This window comes from Ramlibacter sp., assembly GCF_036676645.1.
In the GTDB taxonomy this organism is placed as follows: Bacteria; Pseudomonadota; Gammaproteobacteria; order Burkholderiales; family Burkholderiaceae_C; genus Ramlibacter.
The window spans coordinates 271,551-292,891 of record NZ_JAKFCM010000104.1; the positions used below are offsets into that span (position 1 = coordinate 271,551).

Genomic DNA, 21,341 nt, shown 5'->3' on the forward strand with positions numbered 1-21,341 from the left:
CATGGCCATCCCTTTCAGACCCACCGGCACCATCCCGGCCGCCCTGCTTCCGTTCACGGCTGATTTCGCGATCGACGAGGCCGCGTTCCGTGCACACCTGCGGGACCTGGCGTCGACCCCCGGCGTCACCGCCATCACGGTCAACGGCCATGCCTCCGAAGTCGCCTCCTGCACCTTCGACGAGCAGGCGCGCGTGATGGCCCTTTCCGCCGAGGCGGTCGGCGGGACGACGCCGCTGGTGGCGGGCGTCTACACCGAGAGCACGCTCGAGGCCAGGCGCATCGCCCGGATGTCGGAGCGGGAAGGCGCTTCGGCGCTGCTGGTCTTTCCGCCGGCGCTGTTCGTGCTGGGCCAGCGCGACGAGATGGTCATCGGCCACTTCAAGCAGATCGCGGACGCCTCGCCGCTGCCGATCGTCCTGTTCCAGTACCCGCTGGCCCGCGGCGAGGGCTATCGCCTGGAGCTGCTGTCGAAGCTGTGCGACCAGGTGCCCTCGATCGTGGCGATCAAGGACTGGTGCGCCGACCCGCAGTTGCACGAACACCACATCCGCACGCTCCAGGGCCGCGCGCGCCCCGTCAACGTGCTGTCCACCCACAGCGCCTGGCTGTACTGCTCGCTCGCGCTGGGCTGCAAGGGGCTGCTCTCCGGCGCCGGCAGCGTCATCGCCGGGCTGCATGCCGAACTGCTCGATGCGTTCCAGCAGGACGACCTTGCGCGTGCGCGCGCGGTGAACGACCGCATCTACCCGCTGGCCTCGGTGTTCTACAGCGCGCCCTGGGTCGACATGCACAACCGGATGAAGGAGGCGCTCGTCATGCTCGGCAAGCTGCCGCGCAGCGTCGTCAGGCCGCCGCTGATGCCGCTCGGCGATCACGAGAAGCAGCGCATCCGGGCGGCGCTTCTCGCCTCGGGGCTGCTGCGATGAACGGCGGTGCGGATCGGCCGCCGAACCGGCTCGACGGCCGGACGGCGTTCGTGACCGGCGCCGCGATCGGCATCGGCCGTGCCATCGCCACCCGCCTGGCGCAGGAGGGCGCCGACCTGATGCTGTTCGACATCAACCAGGCCGAAGCCGAGGAGACGGCACACCTGGTGCGCGCTGCCGGCCGGCGCTGCGTCGTCATCCGGGGGGACGTCGGCGACTACGTCCAGGTCAAGATCGCGGTGGACAGCTGCGTGCAGGTGCTCGGGTCGATCGACATCATGGTGAACAACGCCGGCATCAGCCCCATGGGGACGATCGCGGACACCAGCCTGGAGGATTTCCGCAACGTGTTCCGAGTCAATGTCGACGGCGTGTTCCACGGTTGCAAGGCCGTGGCGCCGCACATGATGGAGCGCAAGTCCGGCAAGATCATCAACATCTCCTCCTGGTTCGGCAAGGTCGGCAAGCACAGTTACGGGCCGTACTGCGCGAGCAAGTTCGCCGTGATCGGCCTGACCCAGTCGATGGCGATGGAAATGGCGGCACACGGCGTCAATGTCAACGCCGTGTGCCCCGGCACCATCGTGAACACCGGCATGCGCGAGCAGGCGGACCGGGAGGCCGTCCGGCTGGGGCGCCTCACCGCCAGGCAACGCGAATCCGGCATCCCGCTCGGGAGAGTCGGCCTGCCGCAGGACATTTCGCGCGTGGTGGCCTTCCTCGCATCGGAGGATGCCGATTACATGACCGGCCAGTCCATCAACGTCACCGGCGGCCTGCTGATGCATTGAGGGCACCCGGGATGGAACACACACAGGTACTGGAAATGAAGCCGCCGCGCAGCCGGCGCCCCTGGCTCGGCGAGCGGCAGCGGTTCATGCTGCTGCTCGTCGCGCCGGCGGCGAGCCTGCTGCTGCTGTTCCAGGTGCTGCCCATCGTGATCGGCGCGAACGCCAGCTTTCGCGACTGGGCGCTCAACAACCCGAAGAAGACCTGGGTCGGCCTGGCGCAGTACCTGAACGTCCTGACCGATCCGGCGTTCCTGCAGGTCGTGCTGCCCAACACGTTCTTCTTCATGTTCGCCAGCGTCAGCCTGTCCCTGGCCGCCGGGCTGGCCCTGGCGCTGGCCCTGAACCGGCCGTTCCGCGGGCAGCACCTGGTGCAGTCGCTCCTGCTGCTGCCGCTGATGGTCGCGCCGGTCATCGCCGCCATCATGGTGCGCTGGATGTTCAACGACCAGTTCGGCATCGTGAACGTCGTGATGGAAGCGCTTGGCGCGCAAGGCCAGCCGTGGCTGACGCAGCGCTGGAGCGCCTTCGCGATCATCGTGCTGACCGACGTCTGGCTCTGGACGCCGTGGTTCGCCCTGCTGCTGCTGGCCGGCCTGCAAAGCCTGCCGAAGGCGCCGTTCGAGGCGGCGGCCATCGACGGCGCCTCGAGCTGGCGCGTGTTCCGGCATCTCACGGTGCCGATGCTGGCGCCGGTGATCATCGTGTGCATCGTGATCCGGTCCATCGACGCGTTCCGCACCTTCGACATCGTGTGGGCGCTGACCGGCGGCGGTCCGTCCCGCCAGACGCAGCTGTTCAGCCTCTACGCGTACGAGCAGGCGTTCGTCTTCCTGGACTTCGGCAAGGGCTCGGCAGCGGCCATCACCGGGGGCCTGATCATCACCGTGGTGGGGCTGGGGCTGTACCGCCTCCTGGACCGCGTCGCGAGGGCGTCGCGATGACCGGCGTGCAGCATCGCCGCTCCGGCGGCCTCGGCCCCCGCGCCCGGCGCGCGTTCTTCGCGATGGCACTGGCGGCCGTCTGCGTGCTGTTCGCCTTCCCGGTGTTCTGGCTGGTGCTCACGTCCCTGCGGCCGCAGTCGGGCGTCTACTACGTGCACAAGGGGCTGGAGTTCACGCTCGACAGCTACCTGCACGTGCTGCGCGACGAACGCCTGGTGCAGGCGTTCGTCAACAGCGGCCTGATCGCGACGCTGGCCACGGTGTTCTCGATCCTGGTCACCGTGACCAGCGGCTACATGCTGTCGCGCTTCCGGGGGCCGATCTCGAGCACCTGGTTCGGCACCATCTACGTGCTGCGCTGCGTGCCCTACATCACCTGGGTGCTGCCGCTGTATTTCGTCACGCAGAGCTGGGGCGTCTACGACACCTACATCGGGCTGCTGCTGCCGCACATCGCCGTCCACATCTGCTTCTTCTCGTGGCTGATGAAGGGCTTCTTCGATGGCATCGACGCCTCGATGGAGCACGCCGCGCTGATCGACGGCTGCACGCGCTGGGGCGCCTTCTTCCGCGTCGCGCTGCCCTCGGCGGTGCCGGCCATCTCGGCGCTCGCGGTGCTGTGCTGGCTGTTCACGTGGAACGAGTTCCTGTTCGCCCTGATTCTGACCGGCCAGAACACGCCGGTGATCACCGTGGTGATGGCCCAGTTCGTCTCCGAGATGGGGCTGGAATGGAACCTGATGAGCGCGACCGCGGTACTGGCGCTCGTCCCGGCGTTCCTGCTGACCCTGTTCGGGCAGAAGTACGTCGTCCGCGGATTGAGGATTTGAAGGTCTTCGCTGAAGGCAGCGTTGAAGCAAGTGCAAGTGCAAGTGGGTTCCCGTTATCTATGGAGACAGACATGATCAAACTGAAACGATGGGCCGTGGTCGGCACCGCCTGGCTCGGGGCGCTCCTGCTCGCCGGCGGCGTGCAGGCACAGCAGAAGGAACTGCGGGTGGGCTACCAGCCCAATCCGCTGCAGAACGCGTCGCTCGACATGATGGATCGATGGGGCGCCAAGAACGGCGTCAAGATCGTCAAGATCCCGAATTCGTATGGCGTGTATGTCGAGAAGATGACCGCCTCGCTCACCTCGGGCTCGGACCAGTTCGACATCATCTGGCACAACGACGACTGGGGTCCCCTGTGGGCGCACCTGCTGGAGCCCATGCACGACGTGGCGGGCCTGAAGTACGTCGATCCGTGGGGCGTGGAACCCTTCATCTTCGACAACGCGCAGGGCCAGACCACGGTGGTGCCGATGGCCCATACCTTCCCGGTGTTCTTCTACCGCACCGACCTGGTCAAGGAGAGCGAGGTTCCCAAGACCTGGGACGAACTGGTCAAGGTCAGCAAGAAGCTGCAGGCGGAAGACAAGGTCAAGTTCGGCTACGTCGGCGGCATGTCGATGAACAATTCCTGGTTCACCTGGCTGTGGAGCATGTGGACCAACAACTGCGACGTGCTGCTGCCGGCGCGCGAGCGCGACAATGCCAAGCTGGCCAAGAACGGCTGGAAGTCGGGCATGAACGAGCCCTGCATGCGTCAGGTCGCCGAGTTCTGGTGGGACGCGGTCCACGTGCACAAGATCAGCCCGGCCGGGATGCCCGCATATGACCGCAACGAGGCCAACGCCGTCTTCACTTCGGGCAACGCGGCCTTCACGGTGGCCGACTCCGCGCACTGGATCGCCTTCAACGACCCGGCCAAGTCGAAGATCGCCGGCAAGATCGGCGTGGCCTACCTGCCGTCGGGACCGAACCGCACGGAACCCATCACCTCCAACGACGTCTGGGGCTGGGCCATCCCGAAGGCGATCCCCGCCGAGCGCAAGGCGCTGGCCAAGAAGATGCTGTCCGAGATGATGCTCGACGAGGCCGGCCAGGTCGCCCTGTGGGAGAAGACCGGCGCGCCGCCCCCGAACCGTGAGCTGTGGGACAAGATCGCGCAGAAGGATTCCTTCATGCGCCAGGTGAAGAAGTATTCGCTGGACGTGCCCACCAAGGTCCACGGCGCCTACTACTTCGAGAAGTGGCCGGCGGTGCACAAGGCGTTCTCCGACGCGGTGATCAAGTCGATCACCGGCAAGCGCGAAGACATCCCGAAGGCCCTGGCCGAAGGCGCTCCGCGGGTCCACGAGGCGGCCAAGTAACTGCGTTCCGGCGCGCCGCCGCCCGCGGCGGCGCGCCATGCAATCCAAGGGCACCGAGATGGCAGAGATCGTCCTGCGTCAATTGAACAAGCACTACGGGGATGCCCATCATGCGGTCAAGCACATCGACCTGGCCATCGCCGACAAGGAATTCGTGGTCCTGGTGGGCCCGTCCGGCTGCGGCAAGTCGACCACGCTGCGCATGATCGCCGGCCTGGAAGGCATCAGCGGCGGGGAGATCGAGATCGGCGGGCGCGTCGTCAACGAGCTGCCGCCGCGCGATCGCGACGTCGCCATGGTCTTCCAGAACTACGCGCTCTACCAGCACATGACGGTCTACGACAACCTGGCGTTCGGGTTGCGCAACCGGAAGGTGCCGGAGCCCGACATCCGGCAGGCCATCGACCGCGCGGCCGGCATCCTGGGACTGGGCGAACTGATGCGGCGCAAGCCGCGCGAGTTGTCCGGTGGGCAGCAGCAGCGCGTGGCGCTGGGCCGCTGCATCGTGCGCAATCCGAAGGTGTTCCTGTTCGACGAGCCGCTGTCCAACCTGGACGCCAAGCTGCGCGCGCAGATGCGCCTGGAGATCAAGCGCCTGCGCGCGCGCGTGCCGACCACCTCGGTGTTCGTCACGCACGACCAGGTCGAGGCGATGACGCTGGGCGACCGGGTGGTGGTGATGAAGGACGGCTGCATCCAGCAATGCGGCACGCCCCTGCAGGTCTACGGCGCGCCGGCCAACAAGTTCGTGGCCGGCTTCATCGGCGCCCCGTCGATGAACTTCGTCGACGTCACCCTCCGCGAGCACGATGGGGAGCTCGTCGCACAGAACGCCTGGGCGCGCCTGCGCGTGCCTGGCGGGCGCCGGGCTGCGCTGTCGGCGTGGAAGGACCGGTCCGTGATCCTCGGCGTGCGACCGGAGCACCTGGCCATCCGCGCCCCGGGCGGGGAGCCGCTGGGCAGCGCCGTGGTCGAGGTGATCGAGCAGCTCGGCTCCGAAATCGTGCTCGAGGCGCGCGCCGGCGATGGCATGATGACCGTGGCGCGGGTCGACCCGCAGGCGACCCTGGCTGCGGGCGACACCATCGAGCTGTCGGCGCAACCCGACCAGCTCCACTTCTTCGATCCGGAAAGCGAGCTGGCGATTCGCTGAATCGCCAGCCTGCCAGGACGACCCGACATCAGGAATTCCATGACCGCCACCGCCCAGGACACGACCGTGCCGCTCGTGACCGGCAGCCGCCCGACCCCGGGCGTCCTGCTGCTCACACTGAATCGTCCGCAGAAACTCAACGCGCTGAGCCCGCCGCTGCTGGCGCAGCTGCGGGTGCTGCTGGAGGCCGCCGACGCGGACCCGGAGGTGCGCTGCGCGATCCTGACCGGCACCGGCAAGGCCTTCTGTGCGGGCGCCGACATCCAGGACATGATCGACCGCGGGTTCGAAGCCTATGTGGACCCGCAGAAGCTGGCGGGCCTGGACGCGGTCGACTCGTTCTCCAAGCCGCTGATCGCCGCGGCGAACGGCTATGTGCTCGGCGGGGGGCTCGAACTGGCCATGCTCTGCGACTTCATCATCGCCAGCGAGGCGGCCGTCTTCGGCCAGCCGGAAATCAACATCGCTGCCTTTCCCGGCGATGGCGGCACGCAGCGGCTGCCCCGGCTCATCGGCAAGCCGCTGGCGATGAAGATGATCCTGACGGGCGAGTCGATCGACGCGCGCCACGCCGAGCGCGTGGGCCTGGTGCAGGAGGTGACCGCGCCGGAGCGGCTGCTGCCGCGTGCCATCGAGCTGGCCCAGCTGATGGCGGCCAAGGCGCCGGCCGCCCTGCGCCTGGCCAAGCAGTCGGTGCGGCAGGTCGACCAGATCCCGCTGCGCGATGGGCTCAGGTTCGAGCGGGAGGCCACGCGACAGGTCTTCGCCACCGAAGACCGCGCCGAGGGCCTGCGCGCCTACACCGAAAAACGGCCCGCCCATTACCGGGGTCGCTGACGCCGGGCTGCGCGGTCTGCGCGCCGGCGCTGCGCTGGATCAAGGGCCCGTGCACTGGCGGGGCGCGCCCCCCGACGCATCGCTATAGTGAACGGGATGGAATCCCCGCCTTCCCCCGCCACGCTCGCACCGGCCGTCCACATCGACAGCACCCACCCGGCGGTGAAGGCGCTGGCCGCGCGCGCGCAGGGCGGTACCGACCGCGAGCGCGCCGTCTCGCTGTACCACCTGGTGCGCGACGGCTACCGCTACGATCCCTACCGCATCGACCTGAGCGAGCACGGCATGCGCGCCAGCACGGTGATCGAAAACGGCTACGGCTGGTGCGTACCCAAGGCGGCGCTGCTGGCGGCCGTGTCGCGCGCGGCCGGCATCCCGGCGCGGGTGGGGTATGCGGACGTGCGCAACCACCTGTCCACGCAGCGCCTGCGCGACCTGCTCAAGACCGACCTGTACATCTGGCACGGCTATACCGAACTGTGGATCGACGGCCGCTGGATCAAGGCCACGCCGGCTTTCAACATCGAGCTGTGCGAGCGCTTCGGCCTGCTGCCGCTGGAATGGGACGGCACCGCCGATTCGATCTACCACCCGTTCGACCGCGCCGGCCGCCAGCACATGGAGTACGTCAACCAGCGCGGCACCTTCCATGACGTGCCGCGCGAGCGCATCGCCGGGGATTTCGCGCGGATGTATCCCGCGTGGGTCGAAAGCGCAAGCGGCGACGACCAGTTCCAGAAGGACGTGGAGCGCGAAACGCGCTGAGCCTTTCCCGCCGGTCGCCGGCTCCTTGCCGGGCGGCCCGGGCGCCGATACATTCGCGCCCGAGAAGGGAGGGCTCCATGGACAAGACCATCGCCCGGTGCCTCGCCGGCCTGGCGGCGCTGTGGGCGGCCGCCGCCATCGCCCAGCCGGAGCCCGGCCTCACGCTTCCCACCGAGGCGGCCGTGCAGGACTGCCTCGCTGCGGCGAAGGACGTCCCTCGCGGGGGCGGCTGGTACCGCCCTTCGCCGGCCAACACGGTCATCGTGTTCGTGCACGGCATCCTCTCCGACAGCCGAAGCGCATGGCTGACCACCGGCAGCCCTTGCGCGTTCTGGCCGGCCATCGTGGCGTCCGACGTGCAGCGGCTGGGGCGGCCGGCCATCTTCCTGGGCGGCTATGACTCGGGCGCCGATGCGGGCTCCGCCAACGTGCGCGACGTGGCCGAGCAGCTGTATGCCAGCCTGGCGGTGCCTTCGGGCACGCCCATGGTGGCGCCGCTGGACCACGCGCGCATCGTGTTCGTGGCGCATTCGCTGGGCGGCATCGTGGTGCGCCGCATGCTGGTGGAGCATGCCGACGACTTCGCCGGCCACGAGGTCGCGCTGCTGCTCTACGCATCGCCCGCCGGCGGCAGCCCTTATGCGGACCTGCTGGCCTGGCTGGAGGGTTTCCATCCGCATGCGCTGCTGCGCGACCTGAAGACCGACGCGCCTGCGCTGGAGCAGACCAACGAGCGCTTCCGCGACCTGCTGCGCCGGCGCCGCGAGGCCGGGCGGCCGCTGCGCGTGGCGGAGTTCTTCGAAGTGCGCTTTCCGCAAAGCGATTGCGTGCTGCTGCGCATCGGCTGCCGCATGGTCACGGCCCTCATGCCGGAGATCGTGCCCCGGGACCGCGCCGGCCACTTCGACCTGCCCGCGGTGCGCGTGCCCGACACCGACCACGTCAGCATCGTGAAGCCGCACGATCGCGAGGCCGACAGCCACCGGCGCCTGCTGCTGGCCCTGTCGACCTTCGGCATGGCGCGCGTGGTGCCGTTCGAGCAGGGACTGGGCAAGCTGTCGGTGCAGGGCGTGCTGGCGAAGGGGCAGTGGGTGCGCGAGGGCAGCCCGGCCGACCTGGTCACCGGCGTGGGCGCGCTGTGCGACGGCCCTCCCGGGCCCGCCGGGGGCACGCCCCGCCTGTGCCGCAACCGGCACGAGGTGCAGCGCTACGGGGAGCCGCCGCGCGACGGCGACATCGGCTTCGTGGTGCTGGACCAGGGCGTGCGCAACCTCGCCGGCCAGGTCGAACTGGGCCTCCTCTCCTTTCCGGACGGCGCCGAGCGGTACGGGCAGGCGCCGGTGCTGTCGGCCGTCAACGCGGTGCTGCATGCCTGGCAGCCGCCGCCCGATGCGCCCTTGTCGGCGCTCTTCACGGTGCGCTACCAGCCCTTGCGCTATCGCGTCACCGAGCAGGCGTGGTCGCTCGAGGCGGTCGTTCCGGCCGCGCCGGACGGTACGGTCGAACTGGCGGTGCCCGCCGAGCTGCAGTCCGTGGAGATGGTGGAGACCAGCATCGCCGGGCAGGTGCGCCGGCAGGCGGCGGCGCTGGCCATCGGCACGCGGCTGGGATTGCTGGAAGTGCAGGACATCCTGCGCCGCGGCGGGGACCGGGTCTACCGCTTCGGGGCGCGGCCGCGCTGAATCGCGCGACGAACGGCCGTAGGACGCAACCCACAGGCGCAGTGGACAACTCTGTGGGAAAGGGTTGCGCACGCAAAGGCGAAGGGGCATGGCAGCGCGCTTTCGACAAGCCTGCTGAAAATTGAGGCAAAGCGAGCCTGGTAACGGATCTTCACAATGACCGGCTTGCGCCGGCCGCCGGAAACGGGCTGTTCGCCCAACCCATCCGCAAGCTGCGGGTGTCTGCTCAGTCGAGCACGACGGTCAGCAGCACGCCGATGCCGGGAGCCGTGCTCAGCAGTGCGATGAGGAGCCACAGGCCCAGGCCTCCGCCCCCGTTTTCCTCGACGATGCCGGTGTCGGCCCACCAGCTGTCGCTGAAATGTGCGTGGACGGGAGTGGTCATGGCCCGCATGCTCGCGACGCGCGCTGCCTCGGCGTGTAGGACTTGCGCGGCGCGCGAGGTCAGCGGTTTGCCAGAACTGCCGCGCCAGCGCTGCTGATCAAGCGCGGACTGCGCCGACTCCCGCGTGCGAACTACACCCGCGGCGCCGGTTGCGGGGTAGCATGGGCCGCGTGCATCCGACTCCCTCTTCGCCTGGCGACCCGGTCGCCGAGGTCTTCGATGCGATCGCGCAGGCGCGCCGCCGCCGCGCTCCAAGCACGGGCCTGGCCTGCCGGGTGGCGGTGCGCAGCCGCACCGGCCAGCTGCTCGCCACCTTCGTGCTGGACAACGCCCCGCAGCTGCAGGCCTTCGAGGAGCGCATGCGACCGCTGGGCTACCACATGGCGGCCGATGCGGTGGCCGGCACCCCGCGATACGACTTCGCCCTCGACCGCCGCGCCGCCAACCAGGCCCTGCATGCGCCCTGCCGGCGGCGCAGCGACGCCGGCCGGCCGATCGCGCACTGACCGCAAACCCTGATCGCCGCAGGCGGCTGCGCGCGAGGGCATGATCGGGGCCTGCTGAGGAGAGCCCCGCCATGTCCGACGTGACCATCTACCACAACCCTGCCTGCGGTACCTCGCGCAACACGCTGGCCCTGCTGCGCGAGCAGGGCATCGAGCCGCGCGTCGTCGAGTACCTGAAGACGCCGCCGGCGCGCGACGAGCTGAAGCGGCTGATCGCGCAGATGGGCATGACGGTGCGCGAGGTGCTGCGCCGCAAGGGAACGCCGTACGACGAACTCGGACTGGACGATTCCAGGTGGACCGACGAGCAGCTGCTCGATTTCATGCAGCAGCACCCGATCCTGATGCAGCGGCCCATCGTGGCCACCCCGCTGGGCGCGCGCATGGGCAGGCCGCCCGAGGCGGTGCTGGAGATCCTGCCGGGCACGCAAGGGCAACGGACGTAACAGCCCTGTTCGCCGGGCCCCGGCGCGCGGTGGCGCTCCGCAGAATGGCCGCATGCAGGCACACGAGCTGACCGGAGCGCAGCGCAGCGAGCTGCAGGCGCTGCTGGGCCGGCGCGAGCAGGAACTGCAGGACGCGATCGCCGGCCTGCGCAGTGCGCTGGCCCGCCCCGACGCCGGTAGCGGCGCGGCCGTGCTCGATTCGGTGGAGGAGGGCGACGCGCGCATGATGGCCAGCGTCGACCTCGAGCAGCTGCGGCGCCACGAGGACGAACTGCTCGACATCCGCCACGCCCGCGACCGCATGCACCAGGGCGACTACGGCCGCTGCGAGGAATGCGGCCAGCCCATCCCCTTCCAGCGCCTGATGGCGCGCCCCGAGGCGCGCTTCTGCCTCGAGCACGAGCAGGCCTGGGAAAAGGCGCATCCGCCCGGTTCCTCGGCGCAGTCCTGAGGGGCCCGGCCAGGGCATTCCCGGCCCCGTCCGGACGGGTTTGGAAGCCTGCCGACGAGCACGTGAGGCGCCGTCCTACACAAGGGCCGCTGAGCTTGGCCAAGGATGGGCATCCATTCAACAGGAGCCGACATGACCCAACCCACGGACACCCCTCGCAAGCGCGGTTTCGCCCTCCTCGACCCCGAAAAGATGCGCCAGGTGGCGGCGCTCGGCGGCCGCACCGCTCATGCTGCCGGACGCGCGCACCAGTTCTCCCGCGAGGAGGCCCGTGCAGCGGCTCGCCGCAGCGTCGAGGTCCGCACCCGCCGCGCGGCCGAGTCGCGCCCGGCTGCCGGCAGCGAAGGCGGCAGCCCTTCGGCGTGAGCCGCGACCGCACCCCCGGCACCCCCGGCACCCCGGCCTCGGCCGGGGTTTTTCATTGGGGGCCTCAGATGGGGAAGACCGATTCCGGCTCGGCATCCAGCGCCAGTTCGCCGGCGCGCTCGCGCAGCTGCGCCGCCAGCCGGTGCACCGCCAGCCGGTGCTCGCGCCACAGCGCCAGGAAGCGGCTGTCGTGGTCGGACTCGAGCCAGGCTTCGGGGTCGGCCGTGCGCAGCTGCTGCTGCCGCCACAGGAAGTCCAGCATGCGTGCATGCACCTCCAGCAGTTCCACCATCGCCGCCGCAAGCCCGGGGAACCCCGCCTGCTGCAGCCGGCGCAGCTCCACCAGGGCCGAATGCCCGGGTGGCGGGTCGCCGGCGAACAGGCCGGCCCGGCGCTGCCCGGCCAGCCACTCGGAGTAGCGCGCCAGGGCATCGAGCGCCGCTTCCGCCTGCCGGCGGCGCAGGTCGCCCCAGGACAGGCGCCAGGCGATCAACCCGCTGGCCACGGCAATCGCGGCCAGCGCCAGCGCCAGCCAGAGTGCGTGGTATTGCAGGGTGGACATGCCCTCACGCGGCACGGCGCGAGCGCGGCTTGGCCGCCGGCTTGGCGGCATCCTTGCGCTGTCCCTTGCCCGGCGCGTCGGCTTCGTTTTTGCCTTCGCGCGCAACCGCCTTCTCCTCGGCGGCTTCCTTCTTCGCGCGCGCGGGCGCCCTGGCCCGGCTGGCGCTTCGCGCAGGTGCCGGCGCGGGGGCCGCGGCAGGCTCGGCCGCCTTGCCGCGCAGGCTGCGCCGCAGCAGCTCGGTCAGGTCGATCACCTCGGCGCTGCCGCTGGGGGCCGGCTCGACCGGCGTGACGGCCTCGAGCTGGCCGGCCTGGGCCTTGGCTTCGACCAGCTTCATGATTTCCTCGCTGAACGAATCGCGGTACTGGCTGGCGCTCCAGTGCCCGGTCATCCCTTCGATCAGCTGCTTGGCCATGTTCAGCTCGGCATCCTTCACGCCGGCCGCCTTCGCCTCGGCGGGCGGCAGTTTCAGGTCTTCCCAGGTGCGGATCTCGTCGCCCCAGCGCAGCAGGTTCAGCACCAGGGCCGGGCCGCTGGGGATCAGCACCGCCAGGTGCTGCTTGGTCTGGATCACGACCTTGGCGATGCCGACCTTGCCGGTCTGGCGCAGCGCCTCGCGCAGCAGCGCGTAGACCTTGTCGCCCTTGTTGATCGGGGCGACGTAGTAGGGCCGCTCCAGGTAGACGAACGGCACCTCGTCGGCATCGACGAAGGCTTCGATCTCGATCGTCTGGGTGGTGCGCGGGTAGGCCTTGGCGATCTCGTCCGGGCTGAGCACGACGTACTCGCCGCTGTGCCACTTGACGCCCTTGACGATGTTCTCCTTGTCGATGTCCTCGCCGGTCTTCTTGTTGATGCGCTTGTAGCCGACCGGGTCCATGCTGCGCTTGTCGAGCCAGTCGAAATCGATGCCGCTCTCGGCCGTGGCCGAGTACAGGCCGATCGGGATGTGCACCAGCCCGAACGTGATGGCCCCCTTCCACAGCGTGCGGGTGGAGGAGGGCGCCATGCCCTCGGTCGGTGGCGTGTCGTGCGCGGCGGCCATGTGTTTCAGTCTGCAAACCGGCGCGCGCGCCGGCTGTCGGCCCTGCGCACGCGCTGCTGTAGGCGGGCGCGTACAGCGCTGCGGCTAGTGCGGGCGCAGCCGCTGCAGCAGGCGTCGCAACGGCGTTGCCGGCCGCTGGCCCTGCAGCCGGTCGGCCTGCGCGTGCCAGCGCCGGCCCAGGCGCTCGAAGCGCCGGCGGCAGGCGGGCTCGAAGCAGTCCTGCTCGCGCAGGGTGTCGAAGTTGCGGGCGATCCGGCGCGCCATCAGCAGGCGATGGGCCGGCGCCTGCGCCTGCATGAAGGCCGCCATCAGCGACAGGGTCGCCAGCCACAAGGCACGGCTGGCTTCGCGCAGGGCGGGCGGGGCGGGCGGCGTGCCGGTCATTGCATGGAAGCGGGAAAGGTTCGGACCATGCTGGGCCGTGCGCAGCCTGCCCGGTGTCGGTGCGGGGCGCGGCCCGGCGCCGGCGATGTCGCGCCGGCAGGCAGGCCGGCGCCGACACTCAGCCGCGCGCCTGCTCGCCCCCGCCGCGTACCGCGTGCCGCTTCTTGCCGGCTGCGCGCGCTTCCTCGGTGTTGAATTCGTGCGCATGCCCGCTCTGGTGCGCGGCCCGGCCCCCGAGGCTGGCGATCTCGCGCTGGCGTTGCGGGTCCATCGCGGCGAAGCCCCGCGGGCTGCGCCGCGGGCCGCCGCCGGCGCCGTTGTCTTTCTGGGGAGCGGTGTCTTGAGAGGCCATGGTGCCCTGTCCTTTCCGAGTCGTGGGTTGGGAACCGGGATTGGCAATGGGCGTGCCTGCGCCGGCTTTCTCCTCGCCCGGAGGGAGCAAGGGCGTCAGCCCCCGTAATCCCTCAACCGGTTGTAAAGCGTCTTCAGGCTCACGCCCAGGGCCGCGGCGGTGCGCTCCTTGTGGTGGCCGAAGTGCTCCAGGGTGGCCAGGATCAGTTGCTTTTCCGCCGCCGCCAGGGGCGTGCCGACCGGGATCTGCAGCATCGGCGGGGTGGCGGTCGCGGGCGCTGGCGCGCGTGCGAGTGCGGGCGCTGGTACAGGCGCGCAAGCCACGCCCGCCTCCCTCCCCGCAGCCGCGGCGACCTGTTCCGGGTTGCGCGGCAGCCATTGAGCGGTGATCTCCGGGCCCGGCGTCATCACCCAGGCGCGCTGCAGCGCATTGCGCAACTCGCGCACGTTCCCGGGCCAGTGGTATTGCGCCAGCCGCTCCATCGCCGCCGGCGTGATGCGCTTGGCGGCGCCTTCCTTGCGCGCCATCTCCTGCAGGAAGCGATCGACCAGCAGCGGCAGGTCGTCCAGGCGCTCGCGCAGGGGCGGCAGGTCGATCGGAAAGACATTCAGCCGATACAGCAGGTCCTCGCGCATGCGACCCTGCGCCACGGCCGCGGCGGGGTCGCGGTTGGACGCGGCGACCACGCGCACGTCGGTCTCGATCGGCGTGGTGGAGCCCACGCGCAGGAAGGTGCCGGTCTCCAGCACCCGCAACAGCTTGACCTGCAGCTCCGGCGGCATCTCGGTGATCTCGTCCAGGAACAGGGTCCCGCCGTGCGCGCGCTCGAAGAAGCCGGGGTGCTGGCGCTCGGCGCCGGTGAAGCTGCCCTTTTCGTGGCCGAAGATCTCGCTCTCGATCAGCTGCGGCGAGATCGCGCCGCAGTTCACCGCGAGGAAGGGCTTGGCGCGTCGCCGGCTGAGGTCGTGCACGGTTCGGGCCACCAGTTCCTTGCCGGTTCCGCTCTCGCCGGTGACGAACACCGTCACCGAGGTGCCGGCGACGCGCGCGATCTGTTCGTACACCTGCACCATCGGTGCCGACGTGCCCACCAGCAGGCCGAAGCGCCCGCTGCGGCGCAGGTCGTCGTGCAGGCTGCGCACTTCGTCCCGCAGCACCGAGGGCTTCATCACGCGCGACAGGATGCCCTGCAGCTGGCGTGCGCTGACCGGCTTGATCAGGTAGTCGGCGGCGCCGGCGCGCAGCGCCTGGATCGAGGTCTCCAGGCTGGCATGGCCGGTCATCAGCACCACCTCCGAGTTGCCGATCAGGTCGGCATCGTCGAGCAGCGCCATGCCGTTGCCGTCGGGCAGCAGCAGGTCCAGCAACACCACGTCGGGCTGCTGCAGCGCCATCTGCCGCCGCGCCTCGTCCAGCGAACGGGCCGTCGCCGCCGAGAACCCTTCGCCGGCCACCAGCTGCGCCATCATGCGCGCGGCATCGGCGTCGTCCTCGACTATGAGTGCATGGCCCATCGGTCTGTTCGTGCTGCGGCGGCCCGCGCGCGCCCGCGCGCAAAGGCCGGGCTGATTATTCGGCACCGAAGTTCGGCCGTGGTGTAACGCCTGGCAAGGCTCGCCGACGCTGCTCAGCCTGATTCCAGGCTCGCTCGCAGCTGCCCGCGGTCGACCGGCTTGACCAGGTACGCGTCGAAGCCGGCGACCATCGCACTGTCGACATCGCGCGCCAGCCCGTAGCCCGACAGCGCGATCATGCGGCCCGCATAGCCGGCCGCGCGCGCATGTCGTGCCAGCTCGTAGCCGGTCAGCCCCGGCAGGCCGATGTCCACGATGGACACCTCCGGCTGCTGGCGCAGCAGGCGCTTGAGGCCCTCGATGCCGTCGGCCGCGGTGCTCACGGTGTGCCCCTCCAGCTCCAGCTTGGACCGCAGCGCCGCCAGCACGTCGCCGTTGTCCTCCACCACCAGCACGCGGCGGCGGCGCGAGGCGGGGAGCGCGTCGTCCGGCGCCTGCGCCGGCGCCTCGATCGCCGGGAGCAGCACCGTGAAGCGGCTGCCCTGCGGCGAGCTGTGCGCGTCGATCCGGCCGCCGTGCAGTTCCACCAGCCGCTGCACCAGCGTGAGCCCTATGCCCAGCCCGCCGGCGCGTCGATCGAGCGTGCGCTCGCCCTGCACGAACAGCTCGAACACGTGCGGCAGCAGGGCCGGCGCGATGCCGACGCCGGTGTCCTCGACTTCGAACACCGCGAGGCCGTCGCGCACGCCGGTGGCCACCTCGATGCGGCCGCCCGCCGGCGTGTACTTGATGGCGTTGGTGAGCAGGTTGGTCATGACCTGTTCCAGCCGCACGCTGTCGCCGTCGACCCAGGCCGGCTCCAGGCGCAGGCGCAGTTCGTGGTGCGAGGCCTCGCCGGTCAGCGCCAGCGTTCGCTGCACGCGCTCGCCCAGGGCGGCCAGGTCCACCGGCAGGCGCGCCAGCAGGATCTTGCCGGCGATGACGCGGCCCACGTCCAGCAGGTCGTTCATCATGTGCGCGAGGTTGCGCGTCTGGCGCGAGATGATGGAGCGCGCATCGCCGGCCAGCGGGCCGGCCGGGTCGGCGGTCTCCAGCACGTCGATGGCCGCGGAGATCGCGCCCAGCGGATTGCGCAGCTCGTGGCCCAGCATGGACAGGAATTCGTCCTTGGCGCGGCTGGCCGCTTCGGCGGTCCGGCGCGCGGCCACCGCCTGCTCGGTGAGCTCGGCCCGCTGCAGCTCGGCTTCGCGCTGGTCCGTCATGTCGACCGTGACACCGGTCATCTGCAGCGGCTTGCCGGCGTCGTCGTAGCGCAGCAGCACCCGGCTGGACATCCAGCCCGAGCTGGCGCCGGGCCGCTCCACGGCGTATTCCAGCGTCTGGACTTCGCGCCGCAGCGCGCAGGCCGTCCAGATGTCGCGCTCCACCCGGTCGCGGTCCTGCGCGGCTATGCGCGCCAGCCAGCCGGCCAGCGTGGGCGGCTGCAGGCGCTCCAGGCCGAACAGCTTGCAGTGGCCGGGCGTCCACTCCAGCTCGTCGGCGCCGAAGCGGTGGTGGAAGAAGCCCACGTGGCCGGCTTCCTGGGCCAGGTCCATCAGCCGCTGGCCGGCGCTCAGCTGCTCGTGCGCGGCCAGCAGTTCGCCTTCCACCCGCTTGCGCTCGGCGATGTCCCGTTCCAGCGCGTGGCGCGCCTGCTGGTCGCGCTGCGCCGCCGCCCGCAAGGCGTCGCGCAGCATCGCGATCTCGCGCACGGGAACCCGGCCGGGCAGGCCGGCATGGCCGCGCGCGGCCAGCGTCTGCAGCGGGCGGCTGATGCGGCGCGCAATCGCGGTGGCGAGCAGCACGCCCAGCAGCAGGCTGGCGCCGCTGGCCGCCAGCGCCGCCAGGATCGCCTGCCGGTGCGCGGCGTCGATCGGACGCGCCGGTACCGCCACCGAGACGCTCCAGCCGGAAGGTACCACCCGCTGCCAGGCAGCGTACACGGGCTGGCCATCCATACCCGCCAGCCGCTGCACGCCGAAGGGCCGGCTGCGGATCGCGTCGGCGGCCTCGCCGGCCTCGCCGGCGGGGCCACCGCCCGGTGGCAGCTCGCGCGGCAGCGTCCAGGCGATCGGCCGTTGCTGCGCGTCGTGCAGGGCCACGTGGCCGCCGTCGGGCCGGCTGGCCGCGCCGGCCAGCCGCTGCCAGGCCGCAGCCGACACACGCGCTCCCAGCACGTAGGCGATGCGGCCCTCGCGCACGACCGGCACCGCCAGCATCACGGCCTTGCCTTCGGGGCCGCGCGCAGCCACCAGTCCCGATGCGGCGGGCTGGGCGTCGCGCACCACCTGTCGGGCGAGGGCCCCCAGCTCGCCCGCGGCCGGCGCACCCGGCTGCGCGCCCGCAGCGCTGTCGAACTGCAGCGCGCCGCCGGAGTCGACCAGGAACACGCCGCTCCAGTCGCGCCGGGCCGGCGGGCGCTGCCGCAGCGCGCGCCGGAAGCCTTCGGTGCGGTCGGCCTGCAGCAGCTCGGAATGGGAGAGGTGGTCCAGGGCATCGAGCGAGCCATTGAGTTCGCTCTCCACCGCCTGCGCCAGCGCCGCGGCCGAACCCACGAGGCTGGCCTCGACCTGCGCCTGCTCGTGCCGCACCTCGGCGAAGATCTGCCAGCTCACGAGCGCGGCCAGCGGCAGGATCGCCAGCACGATCACCACCACCAGGTAGCGCCGCAGGGGCGCGAGCGGCCCGTAGCGCTGCGGCGGCGGCGAAGGCGGGATCGGCATGGCGGCGGGCATCGCGCGGTAGCCGGCCAGCATAGCCCGGCCACCGCCGTGGGTGGGCCGTGCCGCAACAGGGTGTGTCGCGCCCGGAGGGCCGGCCTGCCACGGAGGGCCGCAACACTTACAGATGGCGAGACACCCGGGCCGCCGCATTGCCTACGCTGGCCGCCTTGCCAGGGGAGAACCGATGTCCTTGCCATCCTTGAGCCTGCAGGCCGGCGCCGCGCTGCACCCTGCGTTGTCGCCGCGGCTGCAGCGCGCGGTGAGGCTGCTGCAGATGTCGTCGCTCGATTTCTCGCGTGCGGTTCGCGACGCGCTGGACACCAATCCTTTCCTCGAGAGCGACGAGGGCGTGCCGGAGGCCGGGCCGGCGCCGGCGGACGCGGACGTGGAGGTGCCCGATCGGCTGCCGGACACCGGCGGGTGGGGCGCCAGCGCGGTGTCGCGCGGCCGCACGGTCGATGCCGACGGCGTGTTCGACACGCTGGTGGCCCGGACCTCGCTGGCCGACCACTTGCTGGCGCAGCTGAAGCTGCTGCCCCTGCCGGAGCGCGACGGGGTGCTGGCCGCGGCGGTGGTGGAGTCGCTGGATGACGACGGCTACCTGCGAACGCCCTTGTCCGAACTGGCCGCGGTGGTGCCGCTGGAGCCGCCGCCCGAGCCGGACGAGCTGGCCATCGCGCTGTGCCGGGTGCAGTCGCTGGAGCCCGCCGGGGTGGGGGCGCGCGACGTCGTCGAATGCCTGCGGCTGCAGTTGCCGGGGATCGAATGCGAGCGCAGGCGCGAGCTGGCCGCGCGCATCCTGCGCGAGTGCGTGCAATGCCTGGCCAGCCGCGACGTGAACGCGGTGGCGCGCAAGCTGCGCGTGCCGGTGGCGCAGGCGCAGGAGGCCTGCGCCGCGATCCGGCGGCTGGACCCGCGGCCCGGCTGGCGGCACGAGCCGCCGGCGGTGCAGTACGTCACGCCGGACGTGATCGCGCGCAAGGTGCGCGGCCGGTGGACCGCGGTGCTGAACGACGCCGTGGTGCCGCACGTGCGGCTCAATCGCAGCTACGCCGAGCTGTTCCGCCGCCACCGGCGGCCCGAGCACGCGGAACTGGGCGTCCACCTGCAGGAGGCGCGCTGGACGGTGCGCAACGTGGAGCAGCGCTTTTCCACCATCCTGGCGGTGGCGCAGGCCATCCTGGAGCGGCAGCACCGCTTCCTGGCCTACGGCGCGATGGCGATGAGGCCGCTGGCACTGCGCGAGATCGCGCAGGAGGTGGGCGTGCACGAGTCCACCGTCTCGCGCGTGACCAACAACAAGTTCATGGCCACGCCGGCGGGCGTGTTCGAGCTGAAGTATTTCTTCTCGCGCGGGATGGCCACGGCCAGCGGCGGCGAGTGCTCGCCCACGGCGATCCGCGGCCTGATCCAGGAGATGATCGCGGCGGAAGCGTCGGCGCAGCCCTTGTCGGACGTGGAGATCGCGCGCCAGCTGGCCGGGCAGGGCCTGAACGTCGCGCGGCGCACGGTCACCAAGTACCGGCAGCTGATGAAGATCGAACCGGCGGAGCGGCGGCGGATGGCGTCGCCCTGACCGGCCGGTCCCGGCGAAGCCCGCCTGCGTGGAGGCGGTGGCGCAGGAAGGCGGCCAAGGCCCCGGTGCGGGACAATCGCGCCCGTGAACGCCGACAGCGCCCCTCCCGACACCGGCACGCCGGCCGCCAGTGCGGCGGAGAACAACTGGGTCCAGGGCGAGTTGATCCGCAGCCTGATGCGCACGCAGCGCACCACGCAACTGCTGGCGCTGGCGCTCGTCCCGCTGTTCGTCGGGGTGCTCTGGAACGATGCGCCGCGCATCGGCCTGCTGCTGTGGGCCCTCGTCACCGCCTCGGTGGCGCTGGTCCGCATCGGCGTGATCCGCATCTACGAGCGCGATGTGGCCCCGGCCGGCGCCGATGCCCACCTGGCTTTCCTGCGGCGCTACCGCATCGCGTGGCCGGTGACCGGCGCGCTGTGGGGCATGTCCGCGCTGCTGTTCTTCGAGCGCGCCCCGCTGGCCAGCCAGTTCGTCTGCTGGATGGTGCTGGCCGGGCTGGGCATGTTCTCGATCAACAGCCTGTCGAGCCACCTGCCGACCATGCGGCACTACCTGGACACGCTGGCGGTCACGGCCCTGGCGGTGATCGGCTGGCGGGTCGGCATGGACCTGACGTTCTCCGGCCCCAACCCGCACGGCTGGATGGTGTTGCTGCTGGTGATCTTCTGGCAGGTGGTGCGCCACGCCGGGCTGCGGTTGCACCTGACGCACCGCCGCAACTTCGAGCTGCAGTACCGCAACAGCCAGCTGATCGACTCGCTGACGCGCCAGACCCAGGCCGCGCTCGAGGCCATCGAGATCAAGAACCGCTTCCTGGCCAGCGCCGCCCACGACATCCGCCAGCCGGTGCATGCGCTGGGGCTGTATGCCGACTGGCTGGGCAGCGAGCCGGAGATGGTGCACGAGCTCGCGCCCAAGATCGTGGAGTCGACCAAGGCGGTGAACGCGCTGTTCGATTCGCTGTTCGACCTGGTCCGGCTGGACACCGGCAAGATCAAGCTCAAGATCGAGGAGTTGCGGCTGGACAAGCTGCTGCACGACCTGGAGCTGCATTACCGCCCGCTGGCCGAAGCCAAGGGCCTGCAGTTCCGCGTGCATGCGGTGCCCGGCACGGTGACCAGCGACCCGATCCTGTTGCAGCGCATCGTCGGCAACCTGATCTCCAATGCCGTCAAGTACACGCAGAAGGGCGGCATCCTGGTGGCCGCGCGCCGCACGCGGCACGGACCGCGCATCGAGATCTGGGACACCGGCATCGGCATCACGCCGGCGCACCAGCGCGAGATCTTCCGCGAGTTCTTCAAGGTGCCCAGCCACGCCGGCACGGAAGAGGGCTTCGGGCTGGGGCTCTACATCGTGGCGCGGCTGTCCAACATCCTCGGGCATCCGCTGCAGTTCGCATCGCGCCCGGGGCGGGGGACGGTGTTCCGGCTGCTGGTGCAGCCCACCGATCCCAGCGCCGCCGCCGAACGCGCGTCGTCCCCCATCGTGGACAGCGCCGCGCGCGAGCCGGCGGCGCTGGTGGCGGGGCGGTAGCTGCGCGGGTGATGGTTTGTCATCCCGGCGAAAGCCGGGGGTGAGTTCAACCGGTCAGCGCAACGCTTGCCGCCAATTTATCAGCCGGTGTGATGTAGCCGAGGGTCTTGCGTGGTCGAGTGTTGAGCTTGGTGGCTATGACGTTCAGCTGCCGCTGGCTGA

At 70.8% G+C, this 21,341-nt stretch carries 22 protein-coding genes; 15 read left to right on the top strand and 7 right to left on the bottom strand.

The features are described 5' to 3' along the window. The first annotated feature begins 1 nt into the window (after window position 1). The 9 genes from V6M57_RS16580 (at window position 2) to V6M57_RS16620 (ending at window position 9,291) form a co-directional block, all read left to right on the top strand. Window positions 2-928, top strand: a complete 927-nt coding sequence (locus tag V6M57_RS16580; protein WP_332816104.1) for a dihydrodipicolinate synthase family protein — start codon at window positions 2-4, stop codon at window positions 926-928. Further along, window positions 925-1,719: an SDR family NAD(P)-dependent oxidoreductase gene (locus tag V6M57_RS16585; protein ID WP_332816105.1), complete on the top strand. Its 795-nt coding sequence runs from the start codon at window positions 925-927 to the stop codon at window positions 1,717-1,719. Before V6M57_RS16580 ends, V6M57_RS16585 begins: the two co-directional genes overlap by 4 nt. 35 nt (window positions 1,720-1,754) lie before the next feature. Then, on the top strand, window positions 1,755-2,660 hold the full coding sequence (locus V6M57_RS16590) for a carbohydrate ABC transporter permease (protein WP_332816106.1): 906 nt from the start codon (window positions 1,755-1,757) through the stop codon (window positions 2,658-2,660). Beyond that, window positions 2,657-3,490: a carbohydrate ABC transporter permease gene (locus V6M57_RS16595; RefSeq protein WP_332816107.1), complete on the top strand. Its 834-nt coding sequence runs from the start codon at window positions 2,657-2,659 to the stop codon at window positions 3,488-3,490. Before V6M57_RS16590 ends, V6M57_RS16595 begins: the two co-directional genes overlap by 4 nt. A 71-nt stretch (window positions 3,491-3,561) precedes the next feature. Further along, window positions 3,562-4,854, top strand: coding sequence for an extracellular solute-binding protein (locus V6M57_RS16600; protein ID WP_332816108.1), 1,293 nt, complete (start codon window positions 3,562-3,564; stop codon window positions 4,852-4,854). 58 nt (window positions 4,855-4,912) lie between these two features. Continuing rightward, window positions 4,913-6,007: an ABC transporter ATP-binding protein gene (locus V6M57_RS16605; protein ID WP_332816109.1), complete on the top strand. Its 1,095-nt coding sequence runs from the start codon at window positions 4,913-4,915 to the stop codon at window positions 6,005-6,007. Between the two features lie 39 nt (window positions 6,008-6,046). Continuing rightward, the gene (locus V6M57_RS16610; protein WP_332816110.1) at window positions 6,047-6,844 is read left to right on the top strand and encodes an enoyl-CoA hydratase-related protein; all 798 of its coding nucleotides are present in this window, start codon (window positions 6,047-6,049) and stop codon (window positions 6,842-6,844) included. Between the two features lie 96 nt (window positions 6,845-6,940). Next, complete coding sequence (locus V6M57_RS16615; protein ID WP_332816111.1) at window positions 6,941-7,609, top strand: transglutaminase-like domain-containing protein; 669 nt, start codon at window positions 6,941-6,943, stop codon at window positions 7,607-7,609. Window positions 7,610-7,686: 77 nt separating this feature from the next. Then, window positions 7,687-9,291, top strand: a complete 1,605-nt coding sequence (locus V6M57_RS16620) for an esterase/lipase family protein (protein WP_332816112.1) — start codon at window positions 7,687-7,689, stop codon at window positions 9,289-9,291. A gap of 226 nt (window positions 9,292-9,517) precedes the next feature. Here V6M57_RS16620 and V6M57_RS16625 read toward each other — a convergent pair whose 3' ends face one another. Beyond that, complete coding sequence (locus V6M57_RS16625; protein WP_332816113.1) at window positions 9,518-9,676, bottom strand: hypothetical protein; 159 nt, start codon at window positions 9,674-9,676, stop codon at window positions 9,518-9,520. 170 nt (window positions 9,677-9,846) lie between these two features. Between V6M57_RS16625 and V6M57_RS16630 the strand changes: the two genes are divergently transcribed. From V6M57_RS16630 to V6M57_RS16645, 4 genes are all read left to right on the top strand, one after another. Further along, window positions 9,847-10,182: a hypothetical protein gene (locus V6M57_RS16630; protein ID WP_332816114.1), complete on the top strand. Its 336-nt coding sequence runs from the start codon at window positions 9,847-9,849 to the stop codon at window positions 10,180-10,182. Window positions 10,183-10,253: 71 nt separating this feature from the next. Next, window positions 10,254-10,628 carry an arsenate reductase (glutaredoxin) gene (gene arsC, locus V6M57_RS16635; protein ID WP_332816115.1) on the top strand — a complete coding sequence of 125 codons (375 nt, stop codon included), beginning with the start codon at window positions 10,254-10,256 and terminating at the stop codon, window positions 10,626-10,628. 52 nt (window positions 10,629-10,680) lie between these two features. After that, the gene (locus V6M57_RS16640; protein ID WP_332816116.1) at window positions 10,681-11,079 is read left to right on the top strand and encodes a TraR/DksA family transcriptional regulator; all 399 of its coding nucleotides are present in this window, start codon (window positions 10,681-10,683) and stop codon (window positions 11,077-11,079) included. Between the two features lie 132 nt (window positions 11,080-11,211). Continuing rightward, a complete protein-coding gene (locus V6M57_RS16645) occupies window positions 11,212-11,445 on the top strand; it encodes a hypothetical protein (RefSeq protein WP_332816117.1) in 234 nt (77 codons plus the stop codon). Window positions 11,446-11,509: 64 nt separating this feature from the next. Here the strand turns inward: V6M57_RS16645 and V6M57_RS16650 are convergent, their stop codons facing one another. The 6 genes from V6M57_RS16650 to V6M57_RS16675 all read right to left on the bottom strand — a co-directional run bounded on the left by V6M57_RS16650 (window position 11,510) and on the right by V6M57_RS16675 (window position 18,097). Further along, a complete protein-coding gene (locus V6M57_RS16650) occupies window positions 11,510-12,007 on the bottom strand; it encodes a hypothetical protein (RefSeq protein ID WP_332816118.1) in 498 nt (165 codons plus the stop codon). A gap of 4 nt (window positions 12,008-12,011) precedes the next feature. Further along, on the bottom strand, window positions 12,012-13,052 hold the full coding sequence (gene ku / locus V6M57_RS16655; RefSeq protein WP_332816119.1) for a non-homologous end joining protein Ku: 1,041 nt from the start codon (window positions 13,050-13,052) through the stop codon (window positions 12,012-12,014). 84 nt (window positions 13,053-13,136) lie between these two features. Further along, window positions 13,137-13,436: a hypothetical protein gene (locus V6M57_RS16660; RefSeq protein WP_332816120.1), complete on the bottom strand. Its 300-nt coding sequence runs from the start codon at window positions 13,434-13,436 to the stop codon at window positions 13,137-13,139. 118 nt (window positions 13,437-13,554) lie between these two features. Beyond that, window positions 13,555-13,788 (bottom strand): KGG domain-containing protein, encoded by a 234-nt coding sequence (locus V6M57_RS16665; RefSeq protein WP_332816121.1) that lies wholly within the window; start codon window positions 13,786-13,788, stop codon window positions 13,555-13,557. 95 nt (window positions 13,789-13,883) lie between these two features. Then, window positions 13,884-15,302, bottom strand: coding sequence for a sigma-54-dependent transcriptional regulator (locus V6M57_RS16670; RefSeq protein ID WP_332816122.1), 1,419 nt, complete (start codon window positions 15,300-15,302; stop codon window positions 13,884-13,886). A gap of 113 nt (window positions 15,303-15,415) precedes the next feature. Further along, window positions 15,416-18,097: an ATP-binding protein gene (locus tag V6M57_RS16675; protein ID WP_332816123.1), complete on the bottom strand. Its 2,682-nt coding sequence runs from the start codon at window positions 18,095-18,097 to the stop codon at window positions 15,416-15,418. A gap of 151 nt (window positions 18,098-18,248) precedes the next feature. Here V6M57_RS16675 and rpoN point away from each other — a divergent pair, with 151 nt between their 5' ends. Further along, window positions 18,249-19,640, top strand: a complete 1,392-nt coding sequence (gene rpoN / locus V6M57_RS16680; RefSeq protein WP_332816124.1) for an RNA polymerase factor sigma-54 — start codon at window positions 18,249-18,251, stop codon at window positions 19,638-19,640. An 84-nt stretch (window positions 19,641-19,724) separates the two neighbouring features. Further along, window positions 19,725-21,179 carry a sensor histidine kinase gene (locus V6M57_RS16685; RefSeq protein WP_332816125.1) on the top strand — a complete coding sequence of 485 codons (1,455 nt, stop codon included), beginning with the start codon at window positions 19,725-19,727 and terminating at the stop codon, window positions 21,177-21,179. Window positions 21,180-21,341: the final 162 nt, after the last annotated feature.